The 12,488-nt window shown below is 62.1% G+C and carries 7 protein-coding genes; 2 read left to right on the forward strand and 5 right to left on the reverse strand.

Annotation, left to right across the window (positions count from 1 at the left end; genetic code table 11):
* Positions 1–56: 56 nt before the first annotated feature.
* On the reverse strand, positions 57–1,007 hold the full coding sequence (locus tag VUN82_21815; protein ID XAS71689.1) for a hypothetical protein: 951 nt from the start codon (positions 1,005–1,007) through the stop codon (positions 57–59).
* A gap of 365 nt (positions 1,008–1,372) precedes the next feature.
* A complete protein-coding gene (locus tag VUN82_21820; GenBank protein XAS71690.1) occupies positions 1,373–2,221 on the reverse strand; it encodes a hypothetical protein in 849 nt (282 codons plus the stop codon).
* 165 nt (positions 2,222–2,386) lie between these two features.
* Between VUN82_21820 and VUN82_21825 the strand changes: the two genes are divergently transcribed.
* A complete protein-coding gene (locus VUN82_21825) occupies positions 2,387–5,821 on the forward strand; it encodes a DEAD/DEAH box helicase (GenBank protein XAS71691.1) in 3,435 nt (1,144 codons plus the stop codon).
* 77 nt (positions 5,822–5,898) lie between these two features.
* Here VUN82_21825 and VUN82_21830 read toward each other — a convergent pair whose 3' ends face one another.
* Both VUN82_21830 and VUN82_21835 read right to left on the reverse strand, forming a co-directional pair.
* Positions 5,899–7,077 carry an MFS transporter gene (locus VUN82_21830; GenBank protein ID XAS71692.1) on the reverse strand — a complete coding sequence of 393 codons (1,179 nt, stop codon included), beginning with the start codon at positions 7,075–7,077 and terminating at the stop codon, positions 5,899–5,901.
* Entirely contained in the window at positions 7,074–7,739 is a 666-nt protein-coding gene (locus VUN82_21835) for a GntR family transcriptional regulator (protein XAS71693.1), read from the reverse strand. The genes VUN82_21830 and VUN82_21835 overlap by 4 nt, the downstream gene beginning before the upstream one ends.
* 286 nt (positions 7,740–8,025) lie before the next feature.
* On the opposite strand from VUN82_21835, the gene VUN82_21840 reads away from it, so the two are divergent.
* Entirely contained in the window at positions 8,026–11,547 is a 3,522-nt protein-coding gene (locus VUN82_21840; protein ID XAS71694.1) for a glycoside hydrolase, read from the forward strand.
* 86 nt (positions 11,548–11,633) lie between these two features.
* Here the strand turns inward: VUN82_21840 and VUN82_21845 are convergent, their stop codons facing one another.
* The gene (locus VUN82_21845; GenBank protein ID XAS71695.1) at positions 11,634–12,434 is read right to left on the reverse strand and encodes a GNAT family N-acetyltransferase; all 801 of its coding nucleotides are present in this window, start codon (positions 12,432–12,434) and stop codon (positions 11,634–11,636) included.
* Positions 12,435–12,488: the final 54 nt, after the last annotated feature.

Consider the following 12,488-nt stretch of genomic DNA (forward strand, 5'->3'; position numbering starts at 1 on the left):
GCCGAAATGTTCCGTGCGAACAGGCAGGGTTCCCACGAACTCGCCTTCAGGCCGCATCACCTGAGCGCTCGAAGGATGCGCTCCTTGAACGCGCGTTCTTGAAACAGGTCCTTCCACTCGATCCGGATGAACCGCCACCCCTCCTCGACGAGTGCCTTCTCCCGCCGTCGTTCTTGAAAGATGACCTCATCTGTCGGATTGAAGTCGAAGTATTTGGTTCGACCGTCGAACTCCAGAGCCAGTCTTTCCTCTTCCCAAGCGAAATCCATACGGTGGCGACCCAAGCGGGACTGCACCTCGAATTGTGGCTGTGGACGCCTGATGTTGAGCCTTTGCATCAACTCACGGGTCAGCGTCTCGCCGGCAGACTCGGAGCGGTGGTCTGCGTTGTCCAAAGCCTTGCGCAGCGTGCGGATACCCCGCTTCCCTGAGGAGACCTCGGCCAAGGAAGTCAGCCTGCTCCTATCAGCGCCGACGCGCAGTCCATGATCCATAATCACCAGTGCTTTGGGATAGCTGAGCATCCTGGCGCTGTCGCAGATGGTGCGTTCGAGTGTGGTCGCCCGTAAGCCCTGAACCTGCATGACATCGTCCTCAGTGAAGCTTTCTGTGTGTCCGCGAACGTCCTTGCCCCAGCGGTCGGAGGATGGCCGTGCCGTGTGCAGGACGTGAACCTTGTCATCCGCGCCCCACACGAACAGACCGTGGAGTCGTGCAGCCGACAAATGGCTGTAGACGAATCCGCCTGTTGACGTTGTCAGCGTCCCATGCGCATGTGCCAGGATCCTCTCCTTGGCTTGCCTCCTCGGACCCAGCGCATTCCACTTGCTGCCCCTGATGTAGCAGCCGTACCTCAAGCGGTGCAGCTCACCGGAGTCCACCAGTGCCTTGACCTTTCGACTGTTCAGGCCGAAACGGAGTAACTCGTCGGTTCTCCACATGTACCCGCGCACAGGAAGCGGATGGACTAACGGGGCGGTGCTTTCAAGCCATGATCTTGGATCCATGGACTTAGCATGCCGACGAAACATCCAGTCCTTAAAGGGGTGCGCCACGCTATGTGGACATCCAGTGCCGAGGCCCCGGGAACGATGCGAATACGCCGGAACTTTGCCCGCTAACGCGCACGTTTTCAGCGAAGTCAGGAGAACGGCCGGGCTACGATCGAGCGAAGTGGCGACGTCCATCGCAGGGGTGGCAGCCAAATCGCCGGAAAAGCGCGGCAACGGCTGGACGGCAGGCATCCGGAAGCGTGCGTCAAAGCGCAAAGTGGGCCCACACCGTCAGGGTTCCCTGGCCGAGCTTGCGAGGCCAGGGGGACGGTGGGGTACACGCAGAGGATGTCGGCCGTCCAGCCGAACGATCGAGCGAATTACGCGTCGGCGAGCTCGTCGGACTCTTCGAACTCCACGGCAGCGATGATTTCCTTGGTCTCCGGGTGGATCATGAAAGCTTCGTCATCGTCTTCCACCATGATGTAGTCACCGTGGTCGGTGGAGAAGTGCCAGGCGAGGGTCTTCACGCCGTCGTGCTCGTAGTTGGGGTCTCCCATGGTGATCTTCTGCAGCGCGTAGCCAGCCACATCGCACAGTTCCCGGATGATGACCTCGAACTCCGGAGCGTTGGCGAGGGCTTCTTCGTCTGCTTCGGCCTGGCGCTCTGCAAGGTCCGGAATCAGGGCGACGCGCTCAGCAATGTGCGCTTCAAGCTCCTCATCGGAGAGGACCAGCAGTTCGGACGAGCCGCGAAGGTAGGCGGCGTTGAGGTCGATGATGTCCTCTTCTTCCAGCAATGCCTCGAATTCGCCGTCGAGCTCATCCAGGACAACAACGGCCGCGAGAGGCGTTTCGGATTCGTCCAGCTCGCCGTCGAGGTAGGCCTCGGCGTCGTCCTCACTCAACGCATCAAAGGCTGCTGCGGTGCGGTTGAACAGGTCAAGGTGCCGGGTGGCGCCCATGCCTTCCAAACCGGCACGCACGTAGGCGTCAACCTCTTCACGCTCCGGGGCGGTGAACACGTACTGGGCGAATCCACCGGCCAATGCCTGGGTCATGTAGAAATCGGCAAAGTAGCTGTTGAGCGCAGCGGGCGCGATTTCGTCGCTGTTGAGGAGCTCCGCGTACATCTGGTTCACGACGTTGACGTTGGAATCCACTACGTCTGCATTGCCTGCTTCGAAGCTGGTTTTGTTCAGGACGACGGGGTACTCGTTGGTAGTCATGGGAAATCCTCACTGCTGAAAGCTGTTGGTGCTCCGGACCCTTTCAACGTACGCGTGGGAGCGGCGCGGCAATCGAGGTAGAGGTTAACGGAGGGCGAAGTTTGGGAGCCGTTTTCTGCTGACTAAGATTGAGCAGATAACCTCCTGCCGAAAGTAGCCCGACGCATGCCGTCCCACACAGACGAAACCTGGGAACTGGCCATTCAGACTCCTGCCATTAATGACCGCTCTTTGGCGGCCGGACTGGCCTATGCCATGGGCAGCCGCGTAAGCGGAATTTCTTTCGATTCGGCCACCGGTCTCTTGCTTGGCAAGGTCCGCGGCACTGGGCCGCAACCATATTCGACGTCGGCCAAGCTGGTTCGCAAGCCAAGCGGCTGGAGCTGCACAGTAGGTATTTGCAGCTGCCCTGTCCGCAAGGATTGCAAGCATGTGGCCGCGTTGCTTTTCACCGCTGAGGACCACCCCACGATCCGCGCCCAGCTCCTGTCCCAGGCGCCCGGGATCCAGACCTCGCGCCTTGGTTCCTCCGAGCAGGGCGGTTCCGGGCGGCCGGCTTGGGAGCAAGCCCTCAACAGGCTGATCGCGAAGCCGGGCACTGCGCCGAGCACTGCCGGCATTCCCCTCGCCCTGCAGTTCGAGGTGGAAGAACCGGCCGCCCACTTCTCCTACACAGGCCGCCGCGACCCCATGCGCAGTATCCGGCAACTCAAGGCCCGGCCCGTGATGATGGGTGCCAAGGGCAAATGGATCCGCGGCGACGTCTCCTGGAACAACCTCAGCTACGTCAGTTTCCGCCGTGAATTCAATGAGGCTCACGTCGAGTGGCTTCAGACTTTCCTCGCTGCGCATGGTTCCAGTAATGGTCGCCAGCAACCGTCCGGCGCCATGTGGTTGAGCCTGAATGATTTCGCTGCCAAGAACCTCTGGACCCTTCTCGCCGACGCCACTAAAGCCGGCATTCCGCTCATTCACGCCGCTGGTAGCGAGCCTGTCCACGTCGAGACCCAACCGGCCGTCGTCGGACTCAGTTTGGCGCGCCTTGAAGCGCTGGGCGGCAAAGACGGGAAGCAAACGCCCGACGGCGGCCTGCAGCTTGCGCCGTCCGTGACGGTAGGCGGCGAGCAGATTGATGCCGGAACTGTGGGCTTCATAGGCAAGCCCGCGTACGGGATCTTCTTCACGCATTCCGGCGCCGAAGCCCTGCCCGGAGTGCCGCAGCAGAACAACCTGATCACACTCGCTCCGATTGAGGGCGGTATCAGTGATGAACTGCTGGAGTTTGTCACTGAGGGGGAAACGCTTCAGATTCCGGCCGAAGACGAGAGCCGGTTCCTGACCTCGTTCTACCCGAAGCTGCGGCAGTCAACCCCCGTCAAGGCAGCGGATGAATCGGTGGAACTGCCGACGCTGGCAGTCCCTACGCTCTCCCTCCTCGCCAATTACGGCATTGATCACAAGGTGCGGCTGCACTGGGAGTGGCACTACAAGTCCGGCACGTTGGTCACGGCGCAGCCCCTGTGGCGGCATCCGGATGATCGTGGCTACCGCGATGACCTCGAGGAAGCCCGGATCCTGGATTCGATCGGTCGGCCGTGGGACTTGGTTCCGGCATTGGCGGAATCAGCTACCGGCGGCTGGGGCGCTCCGCGGCTCGCGGCCTCGGCTGAGCTTTCCGGGCTGGACACGCTGGCTTTCACTGAGGAGATCCTGCCGGCGCTCAAGGACCTGCCCGATGTGGTGGTCGAAACGTCCGGCGATATCGCTGATTACCGCGAAGCCGCCGAAGCTCCCGTTGTCTCCATCTCCACGAAGGAAACGGCGAGCGGCGACTGGTTCGATCTCGGCATCGTCATCACCCTCGAAGGCGAACCGGTCTCGTTCGCCGCCGTGTTCTCCGCCCTCGCTGCCGGAATGAGCCGCATGCTGTTGCCCAGCGGCGCCTACTTCTCCCTCGACCTGCCTGAGCTGCACCAGCTGCGCGCACTGATCGACGAAGCCAGGTCACTGCAGGACAACCCGGACAACAAGGACGGCACCCTGCAGATCAGCCGTTTCCAGGCCGGGCTCTGGGATGAGCTCGCCCAGCTGGGGATCGTTGACGAGCAGGCGGCCGCATGGCGAGAGGCAGTGGGCGGACTGCTCGACGACGGCGTGACCGGACTTCCGCTGCCTGCAGGCCTTAACGCTGAGCTGCGTCCGTATCAGCTTGAAGGTTTCAACTGGCTCAGCTTCCTGTTCAAGCACAGCTTGGGCGGCGTGCTGGCGGATGACATGGGTCTGGGTAAGACCGTGCAGGCGATCGCGCTGATCTGCGCGGCCAAGGAGTTGGCTGTTGCTACGGCTGATTCCTCAACGCGCGCTCCGTTCTTGGTGGTGGCCCCCACCAGTGTGGTGAGCAACTGGGCCGCGGAAGCGCAACGCTTCGCTCCAGGGCTTGTGGTGCGGACCGTCGGTGAAACTTTTGCCAAGAGCGGCCTGTCACCCGTCGACGCGTTGGCGGGTGCCGACGTCGTTATTACGTCCTATGCCCTGTTCCGCATTGATTACGATGCCTACGCAACATTCCAGTGGGCCGGCCTGATGCTGGACGAGGCGCAGTTCGTGAAGAACCACCAATCCAAGGCATACCAGTGCGCGCGCAAGCTGCCGGCCCGGTTCAAACTGGCCATCACGGGCACTCCGCTGGAGAACAACCTCATGGAGTTCTGGGCGCTGACATCGATCGTGGCGCCTGGCCTGTTCCCGAGTCCCAAGCGGTTCGCGGAAAACTACCAGAAGCCGGTGGAGAAGAACGGTGACTCGGCGCAGTTGGCCAAGCTCCGGCGTCGTGTCCGTCCACTGATGATGCGCCGCACCAAAGAGCAGGTCATCAAGGACCTGCCGCCCAAGCAGGAACAGGTCCTGGAAGTAGTGCTCAACCCGCGGCACCAGAAGGTTTACCAGACGCATCTGCAGCGCGAGCGCCAGAAGATCCTGGGGCTGATCGACGACGTCAACAAGAACCGCTTCACGATCTTCCAGTCCCTGACGTTGCTCAGGCAGCTGAGTTTGGATGCGTCGTTGGTGGATTCGTCGTTGTCAGGGGTGCGGTCGTCCAAGCTCGATGTGCTCTTCGAACAACTGGAAGACCTCATTTCCGAGGGACACAGGGCCCTGATCTTCAGCCAGTTCACGGGATTCCTGGGCAAGGTGCGTGAGCGTTTGGACGCTGAGGGCGTGGAGTACTGCTACCTCGACGGCAGCACCCGGAACCGCGGCGACGTCGTCAGCGAGTTCAAGAACGGCGTTGCTCCGGTGTTCCTGATTTCGCTGAAGGCCGGTGGCTTCGGGCTCAACCTGACCGAGGCGGATTACGTGTTCCTGCTGGACCCGTGGTGGAACCCGGCATCCGAAGCACAGGCTGTGGACCGTACCCACAGGATCGGGCAGGCCCGGAACGTCATGGTCTACCGTTTGGTCGCGAAGGACACTATCGAGGAAAAGGTCATGGCTCTGAAGGCCAAGAAGTCGCAGCTGTTCGCGGATGTGATGGAAGGCGATGCGCTGGCTGGTGGCTCGTTGACGGCGGATGACCTGGCGGCGCTGTTCGCGGAATAATCTCCGCAAGTAACTCGCAATTGTGGTTGTTCCCAGCGCTGGGAACAACCACTAATGCCAGTCAGTTGGGCCTGGGATCAGTCGTCCAGCCGCACCCCGCGCAGCAACAGCATCGTTCCGCCAACTGCCACCGCGGAGGCAAGGAACACACCCGCCGCGCCGAGTCCGACGGCCACAACTCCGATCGCGCTCGGCAGGACAACTTGGCCCACCCTGTTGCCGGCGAGCCTCAAGGCCAGCGCGCGTCCGCGTTGGCCTTCGGGCGCCTGGGCTGAGAGCCAGGACATCGTCAATGGCTGGCCGATTCCCAAGCCAAGGCCGAGGAACGCCATGACGACGAAGAGCAACCACATGGGCATCGGAATTGCCGCTACTGCCAGCGACACTGCGGAAACTGCAAGGCTCAGAACCAGCAGCCTCATCCGTCCCAGTTTCCGGGACATGTTGCCAAGCCCCAGCCGCGAAACCATGGACAACACCGCTCGAACAGTCAGCATCAGGCCAACAGTTGCCGCACTCAGGCCCCGCTCTGCGCCAAGGGCGGGCAGATAGACGACAGTCAGGTCAACCACTGCCAGGACGGTAGCGCTCGTTGCCAATGCCCGGACCACACCAGGGGTTTTGAGCAATGCCATGGCGCCGCCCTTGGCGCCAGCGGATCCGTTGGACATGCGTCTTCTCCGGCTAACCTTCGACGAGACCACAAAAGTAGTCACGAAGAGCACCAGGCTCATGGCCGTCGCCAGAAGGAAGATGGCATTCGTATCCGGGCGGACGGAGGCGCCGCCCACCAAGGAAATCGCCAACGGTCCAAGTGCCTGTCCCAGCGACGCGGCGAACGTCAGATACCCGAACGCAGAGTCCAAGCGCGCCGACTCTGCATTGTTCGCAACGACCGCCTGCTGCCCCACCACACAAGCGAGCTGCCCGGCGCCAAGAAGCGCTGTTCCGGCCACCAGCGCGGGAACCGACGTTCCGAAGAACAGCAGAAAAGCGGAACAACCCAGCACGACGGCGGACCCGATCGCCATGAGCCTACGTTCACCAAGGCGGTCCACCAGTCCGCCGATCGGCAGCGCGAGGAGTAGCGGGAAGACTGCGTAGCTTGCAGCGAGAAGACCGAGCGCAAACCCGGGGACGTCCAGTTCCAACGCCCTGTAGCTGGTGGCTGGCCGGACCAGAAAGGTGACGGCCTGGATGAGGGCCGAGTGGATCAGAAGTGCAATGGACGAGCGTCGCCCCAGTTCGCCAATCATTCGTTCACGAGACCCGCGCCTGAAATGGCACGCAGCGTCTCATCCCGGGCGGCGATGACGTGGTCGAACGCGATTTTTGCTGCCTTGTCCGGCTTCTTGGAAGCTATGGCTTCCACGAGTACCCGGTGGTCGGCGAGGGCCTCTTCCCGACGGTCAGGGGAGTTGTTGGTGAAATGCCGGTAGCGCTCAACCTGGCTTGAGATCTGGTCATGGAACCGTTGAGCCCACGAGTTACCAGCTATAGCTGCGATGGTGGCGTGCAGTTTCACGCCATACTTCATGGCTTCATCAGCGAATCCCACCATGGCTGCATTGCGTTCAAGGATCCCCTGCAACTTCTCAATATCCTCCACGGCCGCCTTGGCACACGCTTCGCGGGCCATCAGCGATTCCAGTGCAGCCCGGACGTCGTACAGTTCGGAAATTGCCGTCTCATCCAGCACCGGAACCAGCACTCCCCCGGTGGCTTGCTGTTCCAGGAGGCTCTCGGAAATGAGGCGCCGGATGGCTTCCCGCAGAGGCGTACGGCTGACGCGTAGCTCGGTGGCCATCGCTGGCTCGTAGATGCGCTCCCCGGGTTTGAGCTCGAGGCTGAGGATGCGCCGTTTGAGCTCGCTATAGACGAGATGTGCTCCGGTGTTCCGTGGTTGTGGATCTGCCATGCCGTGCCGCCCCTCAAGAGAAGTGTACTTGTATACATCTATACAGTTCGTGGGAATGGTGAGCAAACCGGAAGCAACCCGGGGTCACTTATGGCCCCTTCCGAGGCGAAACATGGGCCATATGTGACCCCGCGTTGCTTGAATGGAGGTGACCACTTCTGACCAACCCCGTTCGAGCCTGTTCGAGTGCCTTGTTGCCCCGTCAGGGGCCTCATAGTGTCGCATTGCCCAGCCTTCCCAAAGCCGGGCCAAGCACCCGAGACAACCCCGACGATGAGGTCCACCCATGGCGTTTACCGCGCGAAGAATCCGAAGGCCAGTGGCTGTGCTGGCGGCAGCTGTCACTGCCGCAGCGAGCCTGGCGCTCATGCCCGCAACAGCCACGACAGCAACAGCGGACGATGCAACAGCCGTAACCATCACCCCCAATCCCGCCAGCCGGGGCAAGGCCTTTGAAGGTTGGGGAACGAGCCTGGTGTGGTTTGCGAATGCGACGGCGGGCTACTCCCCCGAGCTGCGTGAAGAGCTGTACCAGAAGGTCTTCGGCGAGGACGGCCTCAACCTCAACATCGCCCGTTACAACGTGGGCGGCGGCAACGCCTCGGACGTAGCCAATTATCTCAACGACGGCAGCGCTGTGGAGGGATGGTGGAAGCCGGTCACCGACGCGCAGGCCGGCCAGGCGCCGTCGAACCTTTACAACCCCGACGGGACAGTCGACAAAACACAAGCCAACAAGCTCGCGTTCCTGAACCAGTGGAACCCGGATGACCCCGCGTCGTACAACCCCGACGCCGATCAGAACCAACGGTGGTGGGTGGAGCGCCTCGCCGCCGACCAACAAATCACCCACTGGGAAGCCTTCAGTAACTCCCCACCCTGGTTCATGACCAAGAGCGGCTACGTATCCGGCCAGGTCAACACCAGCAAGGGCGAAAACCTGCTACCCGAAGCCGAGGGTAAGTTCGCCGCCTACATGAGGCACGCCGTCGAGCTTCTCGAAAAGGGCAGTGGCATCAAGATGGACACTATCGATCCGTTCAACGAGCCGAACTCGGGCTACTGGGGCACGGACATCAACGCCGCAACCGGCAAACCGCCCACCACGTATACGCAAAAGCAGGAGGGTGCCCTGATCTACCCTGCCGCCCAGGATCGCGTCACCAAACTCCTGGCCGCGGAGCTGGGGAAGGGCAGCACGGATGCCGTCATCTCGGGGATGGACGAGACGGATCCCACCAAGTTCATGACCAACTGGAACGGCTACAGCCAAGAGGCCAAGGACGCGGTCGGTCAGCTCAATGTCCACACTTACGGAACCAATGATCGCCGCCGGGTCCGCGACCTCGCCAACTCCACGGACAAGCCGCTGTGGATGAGCGAAGTGGGCGGATTCTGGACGGGCAACCCGGCGCTCGGCGATTCCACCAGCGGCTGGGACCGTTCCAACATCACCAACGGCCTGGGCATTGCAGGGCGCATGGTGAACGACCTCCGCGAACTCGAACCGGACGCGTGGGTCTTCTGGCAGCCTGTGGAGGACACCTACAAGCAGGAGAAAGCGGACAAGGGCTGGGGTTCCATCTATGTTGACTTCGACTGCAATTACGAGGGCCGCGAAGGCTTCTCCAACCGCCGGCTCAATGACGGGGCCACTCAGGAACAAGCCAAGTGCAAGGTCCTGACCAACCAGAAGTACAACACCACCCGCAACTTCACCCACTACATCCGTCCGGGCGACTTCCTCATCCAGAACGACAACGCCAAGACCGCCAGCGCCCTCCGCGCGGACGGAAACGGCGCCACCCTTGTCCACTTCAATGACACCCCGACGCCGGAAAAGGTCACCATCGATCTCAGCCGTTTTGGCAGCATCGCGCCAGGCTCTACGGTCACGCCGGTGGTCACCAGCAAGTCCCCGCTGGATGACATCGAGAAGAACGCGCTGGTGAAAGGTGCGCCTGTCGCCGTCAACACCACGTCAAAGTCCGCCACGCTTGAGGTTCCTGCCGCCTCAGTGGTGACGTTCGTCGTCGACGCCGTCAGCGGAGTTTCAGACGACGCCGCGCCTGTGCAGGACGGCCACAGCTATCACCTCACCGGTGAGGCAAGCGGCAAGTACCTGACGGCTCGTGCGGACGGTTCTTCCTCGATCGAAGAACTGGGTACGGACGCTGCGGGCGTGGCTCCGCAGATTTGGACGTTCAACGCAGTGAATGCTGACGATGAGTTTGCGAATGATCGCCGTTGGGTCCTGACGAACAAGGACGGCCGGGTGCTCACAGGCAATGGTGGTGTGCTGAACGCCAGTCAATCCGGTGCTGCTACGCTTGCTTCCCTGACCTTGGACCAAGCCAAGGCGACTCCTGCTGCACAGTGGATAGTGACAACGGAGAACGGCAAGCACTGGTCGCTGGTCAACGCCGGGGCTGCAATTGCCCTGCAGGTTTCGGCTAACCAAACTGCTGTTGGAACGTCCGTGGGGTTGGCGTCTTCTACGGGAACCACGGCTACAGCAACGGGCAACCCGCATCAGTCCTGGGCCTTCACGGACATCGCCGACTTGAAACTTCTGGGCACTCAGCCTTTGGAGCTCAGCACGCTCACCGGTGTCGCACCTGTCCTCCCCAGCACGGTGACTCCGCTCTACAAAGCCGGCCCGGGCAAACCGCTTGCAGTCACGTGGTCCCCTGTAGATCCAGCAGCGTGGCAGAAGGAAGGGAAGGTTGCACTCCACGGTTCAGGTGTTGATCCGTACGGCCAGACGTTCACTGATGCGCTCTTGACTGTGACTGTAGGGCAGTACGTGGCAACGGATGCGGCGTCTGTGACTGTTGGTGTCGGCTCCACTTTGGCCTCGGTCCAAGCGGCAGCGCCGAGCACGGTCCCCGGCCAAATCGCTGACGGTCCTGCCCGCAATCCACTGCCCGTGGCGTGGGACTGGTCTTCCTTTGATGCTTCAGCGCTGCAATCCACAGGTTCAGTGACCGTTCCGGGTAAGGCCGGCTCCCTGTCCGCGACCCTCACCGTCGTGGTGGTGGACCGTGTTCCGAGCAGCAACATCTGCAAGGACGATCCCACCACGGCAGCAACCGCCAGCTACACCGAGGGCTCCTACATCGCCAAGAACACGTGCGACGCCAACGCCTCCACCCGCTGGTCCAACTGGGTAAGCGGTGGCCGGGCCGGTGACAGCCTGAGCTACGCCTTCAGCCGGGACTACACCGTTTCCTCCGTGGCCGTGACGTCTGCGGAAAAAGCGGCGCAGAGCCTCAAGATCCAGTACCAGGACGCCGCTGGCATCTGGAAGTATACGTCCGCCGGAACCATCACGGGACTCTCGACGGCGGCACCGGTCACCGTCCTCTTCGACCCCGTGACCACCCGCGGGATCAGGGTTTCGTTCGTGACCACGGGTTCGTACACAAAGGTCGCTGAAGTGGCCATCGCCGGTTCCCGCTTGGCGGATGCCGGGCTCGCCGATCTCGGCAGGCTCCTTGTGAACCAAGCCTCGGTCGTGGGTTTTGCTGCCGGAACCAGCGACTATCGGGTGTTGTCGACGTCGGCGACTCCCGCCGTCGTCGGCTACCCGCTGGACACCAACGCGAAGGTTACGGTCCAGCAGCCCACCGCTGAAAACCCGACGGCGGTAGTCACCGTGACGGCGCCCGACGGGACCACGAAGGATTACCGGCTGACGTTCTCCACCGGTAAGGACGCGTGCAAGAGCAATGGATGGAAGACGAGTCCGGCGCCGGTGTTCGGTGACCAGGGCGAGTGCGTGAGCTACTTCACCGAGGGGAAGTAGGCACGATTTGTCACTACCCGTGCCTCCTCCAGATCCGTCCGGAGGAGGCACGGCGTGCTTAAACGTGTTGGCCACAGACTGATTCGTCAGCCACGCGCCCAGCGGTACGGGGTGGTCGTCGAGACCTTGAGCAGTCCGGAGCGCTCCAGAATTGGGCGCGAGAATTCGGTGGAGTCGCTGTGGATGAGCGTCTTACCGTTAGCGAGCGCGGACTGGGCACGGCGTGCCGTCAACGCCCGGTAAATCCCGCGGCCACGCCATTCTTGGCGGGTCGCGCCACCCCAGATTCCGGCGAAGTCGGTGCCGGGGACCGGTTCGAGCCGTCCGGCGCTGACGATTTGACCGTCCGCCTCTGCCACCCACAGCTCCATGCTCTCGTCCAGAGAAAGCCGGCGCAGCAAGGCATCAGCCATCTCATCCGACACCGGTTCGCCGAACACCTCGTCCTGCATCGCGCTCATGGCTCGCACGTCCGGTTCGTCGACCACCTGCCGCAGCGTCACGCCGTCGGGAAGAGGCACATCTACGCTCAACGCCCGGGCTTCACCGATCGTGATCGATTCCGGATCGTCTTCAGTGAAGCCATTGTGCAACAAAGCCTCGTGCAAACCTGGAGCAAAGTCGTGTCCGCGGGTTTTCCATTCGACTTTGATGATTTCGGGTTTGGCTTGGAAGTACGCAATCGCCTCTTCGACGAGCCGCCTGACGCTTTGCTCATCCGCATCGCCGAGGTCCCGGTACGTGATGAACCCGCGGCCGCCAAGGAACGTCGCCAGACGAAGGCGGCCGTGCTCAGTGACCTCCAATGCGCTCGGAGTCTCCGCATCGGTACGAAGCTGCTGATCATAGGCTGCGAGGAGCCGGACCTTCGTCTCAAGTTGAGTCATTCCGCGAGCCTACTGCAACGTGGCGAGTCGCCCGATTCGATGGCTAGCTGCGCA

This window comes from Micrococcaceae bacterium Sec5.1 (genome assembly GCA_039636795.1).
In the GTDB taxonomy this organism is placed as follows: Bacteria; Actinomycetota; Actinomycetes; order Actinomycetales; family Micrococcaceae; genus Arthrobacter.